Annotated in this window: 17 protein-coding genes; all 17 read left to right on the top strand. The window is 64.0% G+C overall.

Translation table 11 applies throughout. The features are described from left to right. Nucleotide 1: 1 nt before the first annotated feature. The 17 genes from flgJ to fliJ all read left to right on the top strand — a co-directional run bounded on the left by flgJ (nucleotide 2) and on the right by fliJ (nucleotide 19,100). The gene (gene flgJ, locus BT115_RS06885) at nucleotides 2-1,003 is read left to right on the top strand and encodes a flagellar assembly peptidoglycan hydrolase FlgJ (protein WP_072321727.1); all 1,002 of its coding nucleotides are present in this window, start codon (nucleotides 2-4) and stop codon (nucleotides 1,001-1,003) included. A gap of 37 nt (nucleotides 1,004-1,040) precedes the next feature. After that, nucleotides 1,041-2,915 (top strand): flagellar hook-associated protein FlgK, encoded by a 1,875-nt coding sequence (gene flgK, locus BT115_RS06880; RefSeq protein WP_072321726.1) that lies wholly within the window; start codon nucleotides 1,041-1,043, stop codon nucleotides 2,913-2,915. 2 nt (nucleotides 2,916-2,917) lie between these two features. Next, on the top strand, nucleotides 2,918-4,117 hold the full coding sequence (gene flgL / locus BT115_RS06875) for a flagellar hook-associated protein FlgL (RefSeq protein ID WP_072321725.1): 1,200 nt from the start codon (nucleotides 2,918-2,920) through the stop codon (nucleotides 4,115-4,117). Nucleotides 4,118-4,937: 820 nt separating this feature from the next. Next, complete coding sequence (locus BT115_RS06865; RefSeq protein ID WP_143144476.1) at nucleotides 4,938-5,678, top strand: hypothetical protein; 741 nt, start codon at nucleotides 4,938-4,940, stop codon at nucleotides 5,676-5,678. 221 nt (nucleotides 5,679-5,899) lie between these two features. Next, a complete protein-coding gene (locus tag BT115_RS19050) occupies nucleotides 5,900-7,234 on the top strand; it encodes a flagellin N-terminal helical domain-containing protein (protein ID WP_072322292.1) in 1,335 nt (444 codons plus the stop codon). A gap of 308 nt (nucleotides 7,235-7,542) precedes the next feature. Next, entirely contained in the window at nucleotides 7,543-8,970 is a 1,428-nt protein-coding gene (locus tag BT115_RS06855; RefSeq protein WP_072321722.1) for a flagellin N-terminal helical domain-containing protein, read from the top strand. A 137-nt stretch (nucleotides 8,971-9,107) separates the two neighbouring features. Next, entirely contained in the window at nucleotides 9,108-10,463 is a 1,356-nt protein-coding gene (gene fliD / locus BT115_RS06850) for a flagellar filament capping protein FliD (RefSeq protein WP_072321721.1), read from the top strand. A gap of 20 nt (nucleotides 10,464-10,483) precedes the next feature. Beyond that, nucleotides 10,484-10,900: a flagellar export chaperone FliS gene (fliS, locus tag BT115_RS06845; RefSeq protein WP_072321720.1), complete on the top strand. Its 417-nt coding sequence runs from the start codon at nucleotides 10,484-10,486 to the stop codon at nucleotides 10,898-10,900. Continuing rightward, a complete protein-coding gene (locus tag BT115_RS06840; RefSeq protein ID WP_072321719.1) occupies nucleotides 10,897-11,190 on the top strand; it encodes a flagellar protein FliT in 294 nt (97 codons plus the stop codon). The genes fliS and BT115_RS06840 overlap by 4 nt, the downstream gene beginning before the upstream one ends. Nucleotides 11,191-11,217: 27 nt before the next feature. Then, complete coding sequence (locus tag BT115_RS06835; protein WP_072321718.1) at nucleotides 11,218-11,799, top strand: PilZ domain-containing protein; 582 nt, start codon at nucleotides 11,218-11,220, stop codon at nucleotides 11,797-11,799. A 284-nt stretch (nucleotides 11,800-12,083) separates the two neighbouring features. Next, complete coding sequence (locus BT115_RS06830; protein ID WP_072322291.1) at nucleotides 12,084-13,502, top strand: sigma-54 dependent transcriptional regulator; 1,419 nt, start codon at nucleotides 12,084-12,086, stop codon at nucleotides 13,500-13,502. Between the two features lie 67 nt (nucleotides 13,503-13,569). After that, the gene (fliE, locus tag BT115_RS06825) at nucleotides 13,570-13,899 is read left to right on the top strand and encodes a flagellar hook-basal body complex protein FliE (RefSeq protein WP_072321717.1); all 330 of its coding nucleotides are present in this window, start codon (nucleotides 13,570-13,572) and stop codon (nucleotides 13,897-13,899) included. A gap of 37 nt (nucleotides 13,900-13,936) precedes the next feature. Beyond that, nucleotides 13,937-15,643 carry a flagellar basal-body MS-ring/collar protein FliF gene (fliF, locus tag BT115_RS06820; protein WP_072321716.1) on the top strand — a complete coding sequence of 569 codons (1,707 nt, stop codon included), beginning with the start codon at nucleotides 13,937-13,939 and terminating at the stop codon, nucleotides 15,641-15,643. A 13-nt stretch (nucleotides 15,644-15,656) separates the two neighbouring features. Next, nucleotides 15,657-16,646 carry a flagellar motor switch protein FliG gene (gene fliG, locus BT115_RS06815; protein ID WP_250340766.1) on the top strand — a complete coding sequence of 330 codons (990 nt, stop codon included), beginning with the start codon at nucleotides 15,657-15,659 and terminating at the stop codon, nucleotides 16,644-16,646. Then, nucleotides 16,646-17,308 (top strand): FliH/SctL family protein, encoded by a 663-nt coding sequence (locus BT115_RS06810; RefSeq protein WP_072321714.1) that lies wholly within the window; start codon nucleotides 16,646-16,648, stop codon nucleotides 17,306-17,308. Before fliG ends, BT115_RS06810 begins: the two co-directional genes overlap by 1 nt. Beyond that, nucleotides 17,305-18,666, top strand: a complete 1,362-nt coding sequence (gene fliI, locus BT115_RS06805; RefSeq protein WP_072321713.1) for a flagellar protein export ATPase FliI — start codon at nucleotides 17,305-17,307, stop codon at nucleotides 18,664-18,666. Before BT115_RS06810 ends, fliI begins: the two co-directional genes overlap by 4 nt. After that, nucleotides 18,666-19,100 (top strand): flagellar export protein FliJ, encoded by a 435-nt coding sequence (fliJ, locus tag BT115_RS06800; RefSeq protein WP_072321712.1) that lies wholly within the window; start codon nucleotides 18,666-18,668, stop codon nucleotides 19,098-19,100. The genes fliI and fliJ overlap by 1 nt, the downstream gene beginning before the upstream one ends. The last annotated feature ends 47 nt before the right edge of the window (nucleotides 19,101-19,147 follow it).

Genomic DNA, 19,147 nt, shown 5'->3' with positions numbered 1-19,147 from the left:
CATGGTCGCACCCGTCGATACGCAGAGGCTTGGCACCTACACGGACATGTCCGCGTTCGCGGGCCTTCGTTCGGCGGCGCAGACGGACTCGAAGGCCGCCTTGCCCACGGTAGCAAAGCAGTTCGAGTCGATCTTCACGCAGATGATGCTGAAGTCCATGCGCGACGCCAGCTCGGCGTTGGGCGACGACATCATGGGTTCCCAGGCCGTCGACGCCTACCGCGACATGTTCGATCACCAGTTGTCGCTCACCTTGTCGCAGGGCAAGGGGATCGGCATCGCCGACATGCTGGTTCGCCAGCTTGGCGGTACCGCTGCCAAGGGCAGCGCGTCGAACGATCTCTTTGCAGGCGTAACGGGTGACGCATCGACAGCGGCCGCTGTGTCCTCGCCGTCGGATCAGGACAGCGGGCTCATGGACTCGCTCGAGCGCATGCTCGGTCAGGCAGGGCGTGCGGTCGGCGATGGCGCCAATGCCGTCGCGGGGGCGGTAGGCAAGCTGTCCATTTCCAGCCCGGAAGAATTCGTGCAGAAGCTGGCGCCGCACGCCATCGAGGCGGCGAAGAAGCTCGGCGTGTCCGTGCGTGCGCTGCTGGCGCAGGCCGCACTCGAGACCGGCTGGGGCAAGCACATGCCTGCCCAGGGCAGCACCACCAGCTTCAACATGTTCGGCATCAAGGCTGGCAGCAGTTGGGATGGCAAGCGCGTGAACGTGCCCACCGTCGAATACGAAGACGGCGTGGCCGTTCGGCGCAAGGACAGCTTCCGCGCGTACGACTCGCCCTCCGATTCGTTCAAGGATTACGCCGACATGGTTTCCAGTAGCCCCCGCTACGCGGCGGCTGTGGGACGGGGCGACGATGTGGCGGGCTTCGCCCACGCGCTCGTGAAGGGCGGTTACGCCACCGATCCGAGCTACGCCCGCAAGCTGACCGATATCGCCAATGGCCCCGTGATGGCGCAGGCGCTTTCCGCGCTAAAGCATATCGCGGCGGATCTGTAGCTCCGCGGGCCAATGAAACCATAGAAGGGATACGAGGATGGCCGACCTGCTTTCCACCGGTGTTTCCGGTCTGCTTGCTTCGCAAGTGGGCCTGTCGACCGTCGGACACAACATCAGTAACGTCAATACGGCCGGTTACACTCGGCAGACCACGACGTTCAACGCGCGCGCGCCGGAACTCTACGGTGGCTACTACGTCGGCCGCGGTGCCGATGCCGTCAGTGTGCAGCGCGCGTACAGCCAGTTCCTCACGCAGTCCGTGTGGTCCGCCACGTCAAGCCAGAGCCGGGCGCTGCAATACGCCGGGCTGACGTCGGCGGCGAACAACGCGGTGAGCGGCTCTGCCAACCTGCAAACGGCGCTCGACGGCTTTTTTGGTGCCGTGAGCGACGTGGCGAATGCGCCCGTCGATACCGCCAGTCGCCAAGCCCTGATCGGCAAGGCGAATACGCTGGTCTCCACGTTCCGCTCGCTGTCGTCGCAGTTCCAGCAGATCGACCAGCAGACCAACCAGCAGATCACCGCCGCCGTCGGCGACATCAACAGCCTCGCGCGCAGCATTGCCGACCTCAACGGCGAGATCCAGCGTGCGTCAGTCGGTGGCGCCTCTCCCAACGACTTGCTCGATGCGCGAGACCAGGCGATCTCCCAGCTCTCGCAGATCGTCGGCGTGAACGTCAGCCAGGGCAGCGACGGCATGGTCACCGTGTCGATCGGCAACGGCCAACCGTTGGTGAACGGCACCGACGCCTCGAAACTGTCCACGGCGCAGAATCAGTACGACTCGTCGCGCCTGGAAGTCGTCGGTCCCACCGGTTCGGTCATCAGCAATCAGTTCGGTTCCGGCTCACTCGGCGCTGCGTTCGACTTCCGTACGAACGTGCTCGATCCGGCGCGCAACCAACTGGGACGCGCTGCCATTGCGCTCACCGACGCGTTCAACAAGCAGCACGCGCAAGGTGTCGATCTCAACGGCGATGCGGGCGGGAAGTTCTTCGACATCAGCGCCCCGGCGGTCTTCAACAGCACCAGCAATAAGGGCAACGCGCAGGTAACGGCGTCCGTCACCGACGTCGGCAAGCTGGGCAGTGCCGACTACCTCATGCGCTACGACGGCACCAAGTGGAACGTCACCACGACCGCGGGCGTCGCCGTGCCGTCGACGGGTACCGGCACAGCGGCCGATCCGATCCTTATCGATGGTCTGGCGCTCACCGTGCCGTCCGGCACGCCGCAGGCAGGTGACAGCTTCCAGATCCAGCCGACCCGTAATGCTGCCTCCACCATCAGCGTGGCGGTGACCGATACCAGCAAGATCGCGGCGTCCGGGCCGTTGATGGCGAGCAAGGGCGCGATCAACACGGGCAAGGCGACGCTCGGCAACCTCACGGTGACCGACCCCACCGATCCGGCCTTCAAGACGCCGGTCAGCATCGTCTTCAGCTCGCCCACCTCGTACTCGATCAACGGCGGCCCGGCCCAGACCTACGCGGACGGCGACACGATCACCGGCAACGGGTGGACCCTCAAGCTTTCCGGCGTGCCTGCCGCTAACGACACGTTCGGTGTGAAACCCGCAGCGTCGGCCAGCGGTGACAACGGCAATGCGCTCGCCCTGGCGGCGGTCGCCAATCAGGGCGTGCTCGACAATGGTGTCACCACGGTCGGCAAGTCCTACAGCCAGTTGATCGCCCAGGTCGGCACCGCGGGTGCCCAGGCGAACACGGCGCTGGACGCGCAGCAAAGCATCCTCGACCAGGCCACGTCGGCCCAGCAGAGTCTTTCGGGAGTGAACATGGACGAAGAGGCAGCGAGTCTCCTGCGCTTTCAGCAGGCTTATGCGGCGTCGGCGCAGGTGATCAATGCTGCCAACACCATCTTCGATTCCCTTCTGAGCGCGGTACGAGGCTGATCATGCGCATTTCCACTTCTTGGGGTCAGCAGCAGGCGGTCAATACACTGCTCGATCGCCAGTACCAGATGTCGCAGACGCAGTTGGCGCTCGGCAACGGCAAGGCCATCCAGACGCCTGCCGACAACCCGGCCGCCGCAGCTCGCGCGGTGGACACCAATTCCGCCAGCGCGCAGAACGATCAGTACACGCGCAACATCCAATCGGCCACCACGCGCCTTTCGGTCGAGGAGCAGGCGCTCTCGTCGGCCGGCGACATCCTCGACCGCATCCGCTCGCTCACGCTGGAAGGCATGAATGGCACGCAGACGGATGAATCGCGCCAGTCGATCGCGACCGAGTTGCGGCAGACGCTCAAGCAGCTTGTCGCACTGGGCAACACGCGAGATGGGCAGGGCGAATACGTCTTCGCCGGCAGTCGGACGACCACCCAGCCGTTCACCGCTGACGGCCTCAACGTGAGCTACGGTGGCGATCAGAATCAGCGCATGGTCGCGGCGGCAGCCGGCTTGCAGGTCGCCACCGGTGACAGCGGCTCGGATGTGTTCATGTCCATCCGTGGCGGCAATGGCACCTTCGTCACTACGGCGGGCGCGGCCAACACGGGCTCTGCCGTGGTCGGTGCCACGTCGGTAACCGATGCGTCGTCCTGGGATGGCGGCAATTACACGATTACTTTCACCTCGCCGACGGATTACGAGATCCGCGATGCCGCTGCGCTTCCCACTGATCCGCCGCTGAGCACGGGTACGTATACCGGCGAGACCGGTACGATCAATTTCAAGGGTGCGCAGCTCAACATCACGGGCACGCCGGCGACCGGTGATACCTTCGCGGTCGGACCGTCGTCGTCGCAGGACGTCTTTTCCACCGTGGCGGGCATCATCAATGCCTTCGAAGCGCCCGGCGGCGGCGCACCGATGAACAACCAGATCAACGCGCAACTGCAGAATCTGGATCAGGCCTCGACGAGCTTCCTCAACACGCGCACGAAGATCGGCGCGCGGATGAATATCCTCGACCAGCAGAAAGCGATCGGCGACGACACGAAGCTGCAGTACGACACCACCCTGTCCAATCTGCAGGATCTCGACTACGCCAGCGCAACGAGCCAGTTCGTGCAGCAGCAGACCGCGCTGACCGCGGCACAGCAGGCGTTTGTGAAGATGCAGAATCTGACGTTGTTCAATTATCTGAAGTAGTCGGCAGTCAACGTACTCGCCGGCTATTAACGGCGGACGAAGGGCAGTCCAGCAATGGATTGCCCTTTTTTTTGCGAAACGGGTGCTGGCATCGGACGGTGAGGTGGCGTGGTGTCTTGTCTACCGCGCTGGGGTGGTGACGATGCGCGTCTCTCATTAGATGCGTGAAGCTTACAACTCCGCTGCGTTCGCGCTTTCGTAATTCACCTCATCACTGTCGTGGTTCCTGAGTCAGCACCTGACGGCAATCCTCCGTACTTCAATCGATGATCTCCTGCCACATTGGTCAACGGAGAGTCTCTTATGAGTACGCATGGATGGTGGCTGGCGGCGTTCGCTAGCGCTGCATTGGGTTTTGCTTTGCCGGTACACGCTGGCCCGCCGGTTACTGTGACTTTCCAACACCTCGGAATGCCGAATTCGCCTGACGCTACCTTGCTAGCGGTCAGTAAGAACGAATTCGATACGTACGCAAACGCCGTTACGGAGCCTGCTGAGTCAGTAAGTGCAGGGGGTGCCGATCAGTACGAAGTGGAAAGTCCGATCTCGCCGGATGTGAACTACGTCGTTGTCCGGTACCGCATGGGGCGCAAGACGTGCGTCTTCGCTTCTACCTACGTGAACGCGTCCAGCTACGGGGGATTAAGCCGGCCGAGGTGGACCAAATCGGCGAAGGCCAGCGGAGGTGCTATCTGCCAGGCCGCGATTACCTCGACAGACATGGCTACGCACGCGTGGTCTGTGAAATTCACGATGAAGTGAGCCGGATGGTTCACGACACATGTCCCCGTCTGGTCCACGCGAATCCAAGAGGCACCGAATGACTGCTATTGCATCCAATGACAACGCTCAGCCGATCGTGGGTCGGCCGATGAGTATCAAACGTTCTGGCCAAGGCGGTTCGGCCAAGGAGAATGAAGGCGGGAGGGGGACGGGTGCTTCAGGGATGACCCTATCCGCTCTCGCACGTGAATTGAGTGAGGCAGCGTCCCGAGCGGCGTCGGGACGTTGGGCGGACCGCCATTCTCTTGGTGCGCACGCCATCGCTTTGCGTCAGCAGATAACCGGGGATGGGTATTTTGCCAACAAGGCGGCCCACGACGCCGAAGTGCCTGACAGCAGCGATCCCGACCGTTTGGAACGATCCATCGTAGCGACGGCCTTCGTCAATGGACGAGGAGCCAATCCGTTCAGTGGCATGACGCGGGACCAGCTCGCGCTCATTGCCTATGACGATAGCGGCGCCTTCACGGTCAATGAGCGCAGGGCCGCTTGGTCGGAAGCCCAGGCCCAGCAACAGGTCTGGAAGCGGGCAATCAATGCGAGAGCGCTGGACGAATACAATCGCACGGGAAAAATCGTCGACGTTATCTCCGAGGTCTTGTCTCACCTGGAGAGCTTGCCCGCCATCGAGCAGGCGCAATATCCCGCCGCTTATCTGAATGGATTGCGCGCGCGCTTGGGTGGTGTAGATATTCGGGGCGGCAGCTGCGCGCCAGCATCCCTGGCTGAGTTGCTGATGCGTTGGGACGATTCGAAGACTGATGAAGTGTCGACGTAAATCGTCATAGACGTGGTTCCGCTCGGCCATCCTCACCTTCGTGCCAGCTTCTTCCATGGATGACGCCGAGCGGCTCGTAATCCGACAACAACGCCATCCTTCGCCGTCAACAATACGCCGGCACCAAGTCGATCTCCTCTAGCGGCAATCACATGGCCGCGAACACGCAACGCCGTCGCGATTCCTGTGGCGTGTTCGCATGGAAGAGGAAGGACATCGACATGGCGTTTCACATCAATACCAATATGGCGTCGTTTAACGCGCAGCGCTCGCTGCGGCTGACGCAGGCCAGGCTGGCGACGGCCTATCAGCGTCTGGGTTCCGGCATGCGCATCAACAGCGCGAAGGACGATGCGGCGGGGCTCGCCATCTCCACGCGGTTCACGACGCAGATCCATGGACTGGCTCAGGGGCGGCGCAATGCGAATGATGGCATCTCGCTGGCGCAGACCAGCGAAGGCGCGCTGGATGAAGTGACGAACAACCTGCAGCGCATCCGCCAGCTCGCACTGCAGTCGCTCAACAGTTCGAATTCCGCCGAGGATCGCAAGGCGCTGAACGCCGAGGTGGCGGTGCGTCTCAGCGAGATCACGCGCATCGCCACACAGACCAGCTTCAACGGCATGAAGGTGCTCGACGGCAGCGGCGATAGGTTGTCCTTCCAAGTCGGTGCCAATATCGGGGAAACGATCGAAATGGGTCTCGACCAGAGCATGCGAGCTGACAGCGTCGGGCACCTTGCCAGTGGTGTCGTCGATCTCAGTGCCTTGTTTTCCTCCAAGGCGGCCCAGGCCATGCCAACCGACTGGTCCGCCGCTCAAGGTGCGGCCCTGGGCACAAAGACGTACCTTGGCGTCGACGTGGATTGGGCGGGCTATACCGGAAATAGCGCGGCCGAGGCCAAGAAGTTCCTTGAGACGGCGCTGGGTGCCGACTACAAGGTGACGATCGATAGCAAGAGCAGTGACCTCAACATCGAACGTGTGCGCGGTACGCGACTCGAGCTGGCGAAGGGCGATCTGAGCTTTGCGACCGAGTCCGGCGAGCAGGTCGATATCGTGGGTTCGTTCCGTAGCGTTCAGCAGGTCGCCGATGTACTGAATGCGAACGGCCGGGCCGGCATTTCTGCTTTCGTCGCAGCGGATGGAGCACTGCACTTCAATTCGAAGTCCGCACTGACCGTTTCCGGTGCCGAAGCGACCAAGCTTGGCTTTGCGTCGAACTACGATATGGACACGTCGACCTCGTTGGCCGATGGCTCGGTGCTCACCAAGGACGCTGCATACAAGCTCATTGCGAGTGCCGACGCCACGCTGGAGACCGTGAGCGCTGTGCGCTCACAACTCGGTGCGGTGCAGAACCGTCTCGAATCGACGATTCAGAATCTCGACAACATTCGCGGGAACCTCACCGAAGCGCGAACCCGCATCAGGGAAGCGGACGTGGCAGAGGAGGGGGCCGAGAAATCCATGGCGATGATTCTTCAGCAGTCCGGCATGTCCGTGCTTGCGCAGGCCAATGCATCACAGCAACTGGTGCTCAAGCTGCTCGAATGATCGTTAGCGTTCTTATCGAGATGCATGGAGGGAGCCGCAAGGCTCCCTTTTTTTTGCGAGCCATTCAGCACAGTGAAATTATTCCTAAACCCCGAGCCGATCCGGCCGATAAGTTCCCCCGACAGAGCCAGGGGCTTCACGCCTACACGGCCCTGATCAAGAAAGTTGTTGACAGGTAGAAAAAGTCCTCAAGTTTCCCCTCGGCGCGCCGTAAACCTCTCTGAGGCGGAAGGCTTCCCCAGGGAACCCCGCCGGACTAAGCCGCACAACTTCCGGCAATTCGGTTCCGCTTACCAAGGATCAATCCCATGGCTCTGACCATCAACACCAACATCATGTCGCTGAACGCTCAGCGCAACCTGGGCGCTTCGCAGACGAAGCTCGCTTCGGCCATTGAGCGTCTGTCGTCGGGTAACCGCATCAACAGCGCGAAAGACGACGCCGCCGGCCTCGCCATTTCGACCCGCTTCACCACGCAGATCAACGGCCTGAACCAGGCGGTCCGCAACGCCAACGACGGTATCTCGCTGTCGCAGACCACCGAGTCGGCGCTGGACGAAGTCACGAACAACCTGCAGCGCATCCGTGAGCTGGCCGTGCAGTCGACCAACGCGTCGAACTCGGCGAGCGACCGCGCCGCACTGGACTCCGAAGTGCAGCAGCGTCTCTCGGAAGTGACCCGTATTGCCACGCAGACCAACTTCAACGGCATGAAGGTCCTCGACGGTTCGGCCAACCAGCTGAGCTTCCAGGTCGGTGCCAACGTCGGTGAAGTGATCACCGTTGGCCTCGACAAGGGCGTGAAGGCCAACCAGGTCGGCCAGCTCGCTACCGGCTCGATCGGTGGTTTCAAGGCTGCCGCCAACACGGCCGGCGTCACGACCGCTTCCAGCGTCATCGCTGACTACACCGCGAACTTCTCCATCACGGTTGACGGCCAGACCGCCGCCGTGACCGGCGCCACCGATCAGGCGAGCTTCCTCACCAAGCTGAACACGGCGCTGGCCGGCGGCACCTCCGGTGCGACCGCCAGCTTCGACGCCACGAACCACCTCGTCCTCACCAGCGGCACCACGGGCAAGGCTTCCACCGCTCCGGTCGTTGCCGGTACGGACGTCGCCCAGCTCGGCACGCTCAAGACCGTCGATGGTGTGGACGCCGGCTCGGCCGCTCCGGTCACGCTCGGTAACGTCACCCTGCAGGTCGGCAGCAACCCCGCTTTCAGCCTGTCCGGTACGTACAACACCGCGCAGGACCTGGCTGACGCCGTCAACGCCAAGTCGGGCGACGGTATCAATGCCTACGTGGGTTCGGACGGTGCGGTGAAGTTTGCCTCGGCCTCCACGATCACGGTGGGCGGTACCGCTGCCGACATCACGGCCTCCGGCCTGACGGCTGGCGCGATCAACGTCGCCACCACGACCACGCTGGCCGACTCCAGCATCAAGACGGTCGATGGCGCCAACGACACGATCAACCGCGTCGATGCCGCTCTCCAGTCGATCTCGGACCTCCGTTCGAACCTCGGCGCCGTGCAGAACCGCTTCGAGTCCACGATCTCCAACCTGCAGAACATCTCGCAGAACCTGACCGCGTCGAAGTCGGCCATCACTGACGCCGACTTCGCCCAGGAAACGGCGAACATGTCCTCGGCGCAGATCCTGCAGCAGGCCGGCGTCTCGGTCCTGGCCCAGGCCAACCAGAGCCAGCAGATCGTCCAGAAGCTCCTCCAGTAACAGGATGAGCGAAGAGGTCCGGGGTAACCCGGACCTTGGCAGGGTAATTGCTTAGTTGTCACGGCTGGCGTTCGCGAGAGCGCCAGCCGTCGACAAATTGGCGCCCAGGGCAGTGAGGCGTCTTCAAGGAGAGCTTCATGGCCACCAATCCAGTCAGCATCGGTTCCAGTTCCATTGACGTCGCCACGATCGTCAGCGGTCTCGTTGCGAACAAGCGTAGTGCGCAGGACAAGCAGGCCGCGGCCGATAAACAGGCCACTACCACCCAGATTTCCGCGGTGGGCAATTTCACCTCGTCGCTGACCAGCCTGCAGACCGCGATCAAGTCCCTCACGGACGGCACCGCGTTCACCACGCAGACGACCTCGGTCCAGGATTCGACGGTCCTCTCGGCCAGCGCCGACAACACCGCGCAGCCCAACAATTACAACATCGTCGTCAGCAAGCTGGCCACGTCGCAAAAGACTACGTCCACCGCGTTCACGGACTCCAAGACCGCTGTCGGAACGGGCAATCTCACCATCGCCATCGGCAGTAAGTCGATGAGCCTGGACATCGAAGCCGGCGCGAACACGCTCGAAAACATCCGCGACGCCATCAACAAGTCCAAGGACAATCCTGGCGTCAACGCCAGCATCGTCACCGGTACGGATGGTGCGCATCTTGTGTTGACGTCGGCGGCCACCGGCAAGGCCAATGCCTTCACGGTCACCAGCAGCGGCGGGGACGGCAATCTCGCGCAGTTCAACTTCGATCCGACCACCGGTACCACGCCGACCCCGGCGCAGGATGCCGAGTTCACCATCGACGGCCTGCCGGCAACGAGTTCGTCCAACGTCGTCACCCAGGCGATCGATGGCGTGACCCTGTCCCTGTCGAAAGTCGGCAACAGCAGCGTCACCATCGCCAACGACACAACGGCGGTGAGCACGGCGCTCGGTTCGCTTGTCAGTGCCTATAACTCGTTTATATCGACCTATCAGACGCTGACCAAGTACGACGCCACCAACAACCAGGTCGGCGCGCTGATTGGCGATGCCACAGTCAATTCCATCAAGAGCCAGGTGTCCTCGCTGCTCGGTTCGCAGGCCACCGGCACCACCAGCGGCCCGACGTCGCTCAGCAATCTTGGCGTCTCGTTTCAGGTGGACGGTACGCTCAAGCTCGACACCAACCAGCTCAACAAGGTGCTTGCGCAGAATCCGAAGGAGACCCGCAACCTGCTCAGCGGCGATAACGGGATCGCGCCGCAGCTGGACAAGCTGATCACCAGTTGGACCTCGACCACCGGCATCCTCACTCAGCGCACGGCCAACCTGAACCAGAAGTCGAAGGACCTGGACGATCAGGCCACTGCCTTCAACCAGCAGATGGACGACTATGCCGCTCGCCTCACCAAGCAGTACTCGGCGCTCGACGCGATGATGACCAAGCTGGCGGGCACCAGTAGCTATCTGCAGCAGCAGTTCGACGCGCTGACGGCGAACAAGTAGCGGTAACCAGGACTCAAGACATGGCACTCGGATATTCCCAGGGCGCAGGCGCCTACCAGCAGGTCCGTACGCAGGGCGGCATCGAAACCGCCGATCCGCACGGGCTCATCACCATGCTCATGGATGGCGCGCTGGAACGCATGCGCTTCGCCCGCGGCTGCATCGCCACGGGCAATGTGGCGGGCAAGGGCGAAGCGATTTCGAAGGCACTGGAAATTGTCGGTGGCCTGCAATCGGCGTTGAATCCCGAGGTGAAGACGCCGCTGGTGAATCAGCTCGACGCGCTGTACGACTACATGAGTCGTCGCCTGCTCGAAGCCAACGTGCACAGCGACCCCGAGGCGCTTGACGAAGTCAGCCGTCTGCTCGGCCAGATCCGCCAGAGCTGGGTGGCCATCCCTGTCGAGGCACGCCAGGTGGCCGGAGCCGGGGCATGACCGAGGTCTGGTGCGATCTCGATCGGGCGCTGGTCCTGACCGAATCGATGCACGCAGCGGCCAGCGAGAGTCGCTGGGACGATCTCACCGAACTCGAAGCACAGCGCGAGCCCGTGCTGCGCGCGGGCAGCATGCGGCCCGCGCCGGAAACGCTCGAAACCTTGAAGTCCATCATGCTGCTGGATGGCCTCATCAAGGATCTGGTCTCGGTCGCTCGCGACGAAGCGGCGGTGGCCTGGGAAACTTCCCGCCGCGTGCGCCGCGCGGTGGCCGCGTATAGTTCGTTCTAAGCGGCGGCTTCGGCAGGAGTGAAACGCATGAGCGACGAAGGCTGGAACGCATTTTCGGACCGGGTCGCCTGGCAGGCGGCATTTCACGCCACCTGCGATGCCTGCCCTCGGCCCGATGCGGCCGCCCTCGCGCTTATCAACGACCGAAATGCCAGCGTTCTCGTCGCCGTGTCCGCTCTCATGGACCGGCGCAGCGACAGCGTCGAGGACGACAGTCCGCTGACTCAGGAAGTGGCTCGCCTCGATGCGAAGCTCAACGTCCTTATGGAGATCGTGAACCGTCTCTTGCTTCCGCAGTCCGGCCTGCCGCCGCGGGTGCCCCTGCGTTTCAATGCCGCGGGTGCCGTGCTGTCCTGGGCGGCGCTGCCGCCGGTGGGTGAGCCGGTTCTGCTCAAGATCCATTTCGACGTATGCCGGGCTTTGCCACTGGAGTTGCCCGGCCTTCGCCTGCCCGGGCCGGTGGACGGCAAGGGTTTCGTGGGCTTCGAAGGGCTCTCCGAAGCGGTCCGGGACGGCATCGAACGCCTCGTTTTCCGCCAGCATCGGCGCCAGGTCGCCGAGGCCAGGGCGCTCGGACGGCCCGCGGAAGGCGCCTCCGAGCCCATGTGACCTTTTACGTCACGTGACGTTGGAACGTCGCGTGGCGCCCAGCGTCACATTTTGAACACGCGTCGTCATCCTTGACGCTCAGTGCGCTCCGACGGCGTCCGGCCACTTCCTTGCCGGCTTTGCCCACGCCGCGCCGCAACCCGCCGCCACGTCAATTTCCTCCGGCATGCGTCGGAATTCCGGCGTTGGCACGCTCCTTGATTGATACCTTGCAACGAGGCCGACGGGATTCCATCGCGAATTCCTCGATGACCTTCGAAACACACGCCAAGCGAGGTATCCACGTGAAGTCTTCCCACTTTCTCGTCGTCGAATCCGACAGCTCCCGTGCCGACAATGTCGTCTCCGCGCTGGCCTTCCTGGGCTATCGCCCGGTGCTGGCCCGCGGTGCGCAGGCGGTCGAGGGTGTCGAAGGCTGGCGTGGTGTCTACGTCGGCAATGTCGAGGACGAGAACGAGCTGGAAGGCCATCTTGCGGCCCTGGGCCGTGGTGGTCGCAACCTGCCGATGCTGGTTGCGGCGGATTCCCCCCTGGCTACGGCGCTGATCGCCGATGACACCCGCACCAATAACGTGGAACTGGTCGACATTCCGCTGCGCTACGAGCGCCTGTCCGAAGCGCTGCGTACGCTGCAGTCACGCATCGAGCCGGCGCATTCCAACCGCCGCTTCGTGGGTCAGTCCGGCCCGATGCAGCGCGTGAACGCCCTGATCCGCCAAGTCGCCCCGTTCGATTCGAGCGTGCTGGTGCTCGGCGAATCCGGCAGCGGCAAGGAACTGGTCGCTCGCACCATCCATGACTGCTCGCCGCGCCGCGACAAGCCGTTCGTCGCGATCAACTGCGGCGCGATTCCTGCCGAACTGCTCGAAAGCGAGCTGTTCGGTCACGAGAAGGGTGCCTTCACCGGTGCGATCAGCACCCGCAAGGGACGCTTCGAGATGGCCGAGGGCGGCACGCTGTTCCTCGACGAAATCGGCGACATGAGCCTGCCCATGCAGGTGAAGCTGCTTCGCGTGCTGCAGGAGCGCGTGTTCGAGCGTGTCGGCGGCAATCGTCCGCAGCGCTGCGACGTGCGCATCATCGCAGCGACTCATCGCGATCTCGAGAGCGCCATCGAGCGCGGCGGCTTCCGCGAAGACCTGTTCTACCGCCTCAGCGTGTTCCCACTGGAAATGCCGCCGCTACGTCAGCGCCTCGAAGACCTGCCGGCCCTGATCTCCGAGTTCAACCAGCGTCTCGTGCAGCGCGGGCTGTCGTCCGTCCGCTTCTCGCCCAGCGCCATGGGCGCACTCTGCCGCTACGGCTGGCCGGGCAACGTGCGCGAACTGTCCAACCTGGTCGAGCGCATGGCCATCCTCATGCCGCAGGGCGAGGTGCGTGCGCCGGATCTGCCGGAAAAATATCGCGGCGCGCTCCCGGTGGAAGAAGTCTCCGGTGCCGCCCTCATCGCGATGATGGAGGCGGAGCCGGAAGTCACCGAGTCGTTCTCGTTCGCCAGCGAAGGCGATCCGTCCGTGCTGCCGCAGGGTGGCCTGGATCTGAAGGATCACCTCGCCGGCATCGAAATCGGGCTGATCCGCCAGGCGCTGAACTCCGCGAACGGCGTGGTGGCTCATGCGGCGAAGCTGCTTCGCGTCCAGCGCACCACGCTGGTCGAGAAGCTGCGCAAGTACGGTTTGTCCGAGACGGTGCAGGCCGGCTGATCGTCGACGAGTTGGCACAGGTCGTGCATCGGGTGTCGCAAACCCGTTCCCGCGTTGGAAAACCGTCATGACCACGATCGACGTCAACAGCCTCCTGCTCCAGATGCGCCGCATCAGCGCGCAGACCGAGATGCCCGCCCTGCGCGGTGTGGGCGAGGCGGCTCCGGCGGCCAAGGGGGAATTCGGCGATCTGCTCAAGCAGTCGATCGAGGGTGTGGCGAAGACGCAGGACAAGGCCGCGAAGATGTCGGCGGCTTTCGAGCGTGGCGATCCGGGCATCGATCTGGCGCAGGTGATGATCCAGGGGCAGAAGGCCGATCTTTCGTTCCGCGCCATGACCGAGGTGCGCAACAAGATGGTCGATGCGTACAAAGAAATCATGAACATGTCGATCTGACGCGACATGCACGCAATGACAGGATTCGAGTCGAACCATGGCAGATAACGGCGTAGCCACCACGGACAGCAATGCGTCGCGCATGGACTCGTTGAAGTCGCTCGCGCAGACCCCCGCTGTACGACAGATCCTCTTGCTGGCGGGCATCGCCGCCGCCGTGGCTATCGGCATCGCTGCGGTCATGTGGTCGCGGGCGCCGAACTACGGCCTGCTCTACGGTGGCCTCGAACAGAAAGACGCCGCCGCCGTCACCCAGGCCTTGCAGGCTGGCAACACGCCTTACACCTTGAGCGCCGATGGCAGCTCCATCTTCGTGCCTGCGGCCGATGTCGCCGGTATCCGCCTGAAGCTCGCAGGGCAGGGGCTGCCGCAGGGCAGCGCCGCCAGTGCGATGCCGCAGGCGGATTCGCCGTTCGGCATGAGCGACATGGCCGAGCGCTCGCGCTACCAGTCGATGCTCGAAAGCGATCTGTCCAACACGATCGCCGGGCTGCAGTCCGTGCGTGCTGCCCGCGTCCATCTCGCGCTGCCCAAGCCGTCGGCCTTCATCCGCGACAACAAGCCGGCCAGCGCCTCGGTCGTCGTCACGCTGTATCCCGGTCGCCAGCTCGACCAGGGGCAGGTGGCCGCCATCGTCCACCTCGTGGCCGCCAGCGTGCCCGATCTGGACACGCGCCAGGTCTCGGTCATCGACCAGGCGGGCAATCTGCTCACCGTCAGCGATCCGGACAGCGCTTCCGCCATCGGCGACAGCCGCCTGCGCCTGTCCAATCGCATCGAAGCGACGTACACGCAGCGCGTCGAAGACCTGCTCACGCCGCTCGTCGGCGCCGGCAAGGTGCGCGCACAGGTGTTCGCCGATCTGGATTTCTCGCAGACCGAAAAGGCCAGCGAGACCTTCAATCACGACAACCCGGCGCTGCGCAGCGAGCAGACCAGCAGCGATACGCGCACCGATGCGGCGAACAACGGCGGCGTGCCAGGCGCGTTGAGCAATCAGCCGCCGAACACGGGTGCCAACGCTACGGCGGCGAATCCCGCTGCGGGTGGCAAGGCCGGCGCGCAGACCGCCAGCACGCAGGGTGCGCAATCGCCGACGCAGCAGACGCAGAGCGCCACGCGTAACTACGAACTCGATCGCACGGTGAGCCACGTCACCGATCCGGCGGGGAAGGTCGCTCGTCTGTCGGTGGCCGTGGTGGTCGACAACAAGCAGGTTCCCGACAAGGACGGCAAGACGAAGAGCGTGCCGTTTACCACCGAGGAACTGGCCCGCCTTACCGAGCTCACCAAGAATGCGGTCGGCTTCAGCGCCACGCGCGGCGACAGCGTCAGCGTCATCAACGAACCGTTCCATGGCACGCTCGCCGAAGATGCGCCGCAGAGCACACCCTTCTGGGAGCGGCCGGGCATGCTTGATCTGATCAAGCAGGGCCTCGGTGTCATGATCGCGCTCATCGTCGGCTTCTTCGTCCTGCGTCCGATTCTGAAGGGCTTGCTGAAGCCGGCGCCGATCGTCATGAACAACGCCGCGCTCGCCGGGCCGATGCCCACGGTGTCGGTCATGGTCGATGACGACGACATGACGCCCGATCGCGTCAGTACCTCGTCCCAGGCCCAGCTCGGTTCCCCCGCGCTACTTGCCTACGAACAAAAGGTCGGCCTTGCCAAGCGCATGGCTGCCGAAAATCCGAAACAGATGGCTCAAGTCGTGAAGAGCTGGGTATCCGACGATGGCAGCTGAGCAGAAAGAGGCCCTGACGGGCGCACAGAAAGCGGCGATCCTGCTCCTCACGCTGGGTGAGGAAGATGCAGCGTCGATTCTGAAGCACCTCGGCGCACGCGACGTGCAGGCCGTCGGTACGGCCATGGCCGCACTGAAGAACGTCACCCGCGAGCAGGTCGACCATGTGTTGACCAAGCTGCAGGAAGACGTGGGTCAGCATACGTCGATCGGTGTCGGTACCGAGGATTACATCCGCCGCATCCTCGTCAATGCACTGGGTGAGAACAAGGCGGGCGGTCTGATCGATCGCATTCTCCTGGGCCGCAGCAGCAAGGGCCTGGAATCGCTCAAGTGGATGGAGAGCCGCGCCATCGCCGAGATGATCGGCCAGGAACATCCGCAGATCATCGCGCTGGTCATGGCTCACCTGGAGGCCGATCAGGCCGCCGAGGTCATCGGCTACCTGCCGGCGCGTACGCGTAGCGACGTGGTCATGCGTATCGCCACGCTCGACGGCGTGCAGCCGCATGCGCTCAACGAGCTCGACGAAATCATGGAGCGTCAGTTCTCCGGCAATTCGACCAAACTCAAGTCTGCAAACGTGGGTGGCCTCAAGGCCGCGGCCGATATCCTCAACGCGATGGAGACGGCGCGCGAAGCCGAGCTGATGGCGTCCATCCGCGGCATCGACTCCGGCCTCGGCGAGCGCATCGAGGAGCTGATGTTCGTCTTCGACGACCTGGCCGAACTCGACGATCGCAGCATGCAGACCCTGCTGCGCGAAGTACCCTCCGCTCGGCTCATCACCGCCCTCAAGGGGGCCGAAACCGCCATTCGCGAGAAGATTTTCGCCAACATGTCCAAGCGCGCCGCCGACATGTTGCGCGACGACCTCGAGGTCAAGGGCCCGGTTCGCCTTTCCGAGGTGGACGCGGCACAGAAGGAAGTGCTCGCCACCGCGCGGCGTCTTGCTGACGCCGGGCAGATCAACCTGGCGGGCGGCGGCGAAGAATTCGTCTGATGAGCCTGACTTCCATCCTCACCCGGGAGCGGGTCGCCAACTTCGAGCGTTGGGAGCTTCCCGTCGTCGGCGCGCCCGATGTGCGCGAAGCGGAAGAGGCGGTCGACGAAGGCCCGCAGCGGCCCACGGTTGCCGAGATCGAGGCGATCGAACGCCAGGCTCGTGAGGAAGGCTTTCATGCCGGCCTCAGCGAGGGCAGGGCGATGGCCAAGCGTGAACTGGAAGCGCAGGTCGCCCGGCTCGATGCCTTGTTCGCCGCGGTGGAGCGCCCTTTCAAAGATCTCGATGACGACGTCGCGGGCGACCTCGTCGCGCTGGCGACGGTCATCGCCGAGCGCGTGTTGGGTTTCGAGATCGCCACGCGTCCCGAGACGATCACCGAGGTCGTGCGGCAGGCCGTGGACGTCCTGCCGGCCGCGTCGAATCACTTGAAGATTCATTTGCACCCTGCTGACGCCGCCATCGTGCGGGAACATCGTTCGTCGCTGGATCACGAAGGCACGGTCGTGGACGATGCGACGCTGGAGCGCGGCGACGTGCGCCTGGAGAGCGAGCATTCGCGCCTCGACGGGCGCGTGCGTACCCGGCTTGCGGCCGTGATCGACGGACTCCTGCAAGGCCAGTTTTCCGCCGACTCTGCCGACGGCGCGGAGTCACCGTGAGCGGGGATCGACACGTTGCCGCTCGGCATGCGCGCTGGCGCGAGACGATCGCGGCACAGCGCGCAAGCGCAGAGCACGTTCGCCCGTTGCAGGCCGAAGGCAAGTTGCGCCGCGTGGTCGGGTTGACGCTGGAAGCCGTGGGCTGCGAGGCGCCCGTGGGCGCTCGCTGCATGGTCGCGGGCGCTGACGGCAAGCAATTGGAAACGGAAGTCGTCGGTTTCTCCGATGGGCGGCTGCTGCTCATGCCGACGGGCGAGATGCACGGTGTGCTGCCCAATGCCCGCGTCATACCCGTGGCTGCGGTGTCCGGTGTACCGGTCGGCGATTCGCTGCTCGGTCGCGTGATCGGCTCCGATGGCGCGCCACTGGATGGACAGGGGCCCCTGCTCGCGCGCGAGCGCACGCCGCTGCGCCGCGAGCCGATCAATCCCATGCTGCGCCAGCCGATCGATACGCCATTGGATACCGGCGTGCGAGCGATCAACGCACTGCTTACCGTTGGCCGCGGTCAGCGCATCGGCCTGTTCGCCGGCTCGGGCGTCGGTAAGTCGACGCTGATGGGCATGATGACGCGCTTCACCAATGCGGACGTGGTAGTCGTCGGTCTGATCGGCGAGCGCGGCCGAGAAGTGAAGGAATTCGTCGACCACACGCTGGGCGAGGAAGGTCGTCGCCGTGCCGTGGTAGTGGCTGCCCCCGCCGATGCGCCGCCGTTGTCGCGCCTGCGCGGCGCTCAGGTGGCCACGGCGGTTGCCGAACATTTCCGCGATCAGGGCAAGCGCGTGCTGTTGCTCATGGATTCCCTGACGCGTTACGCCCAGGCACAGCGCGAGATCGCGCTCGCCATCGGCGAGCCGCCGGCCACGAAGGGTTATCCGCCGTCGGTGTTCGCGATGCTGCCGGCGCTGGTCGAACGCGCGGGCAACGATGCCGAGGGCCGCGGTTCCATCACCGCGTTCTATACCGTGCTGACCGAAGGCGACGATTATCGTCACGATCCCATCGCCGATTCCGCCCGCGCCATTCTCGACGGCCATATCGTGCTTTCGCGCGACATGGCCGAAGCGGGCCATTACCCGGCGATCGACGTCGAGGCGTCGATCAGCCGCGTGATGCCCGCGGTGGTCACGAAGGAGCACATGCGTTCCGCGCAGCGTTTCCGTCAGGTCTATTCGGCGTATCGCCAGCAGCGCGATCTCATCGCCGTGGGCGCCTATCAGAAGGGTAGCGATCCGCGCACCGACGAGGCCATCGCGCTCTATCCGAAACTGTCGGCCTTCCTGCAGCAGGAGACCGATGTGCCGGTCAACCTCGAAGAGGCTCAAGCCGGTCTCGCCGACGTCACTCAGGTGAACTGATGCCCTCCCGCGCCGACCGCCTTCAACCTGTCGTGGACCTCGCAGCCGAAAAAGCCGAGGACGCCACCCGCGCGCTCGCCACACAGCAGCGCGCGCTTGCGGATGCGGAACACCAGCTGGTGGAGTTGCGTCGCTACCGCAACGAATACGCCGAGATGCCAAGTGGCATTGGCGTAAGTGCGTTGCTCAACCGGCAGCAGTTCCTGCAAAAGATCGATATGGCGATCGTGCAGCAGCTGGGCGAGGTACAGCGCCGCGAGCGTGCGCTCGAACGCGCTCGCGAGGACTGGACCGCGGCCCGCGGCCGCGCCAAGGCACTGGATTCGGTCACCACGAAATACCGCGAGCAGGAACGCAAGAGCCAGGATCGCCGCGAACAGGAACAGGCCGACGAACGTTCGCAGCACCGTCGTCCGACGCGAAGCGACGCTTGATGTGTCCGACCGGCCACCTCATCCCCATGCACGCATTGAACGGGTAC

The sequence above is a fragment of the Luteibacter sp. UNCMF366Tsu5.1 genome (assembly GCF_900119235.1).
Taxonomy (GTDB): Bacteria; Pseudomonadota; Gammaproteobacteria; order Xanthomonadales; family Rhodanobacteraceae; genus Luteibacter; species Luteibacter flocculans.
Note: the sequence above shows the minus strand (reverse complement) of the source record. Positions and strands in the feature narration are given on the sequence as shown.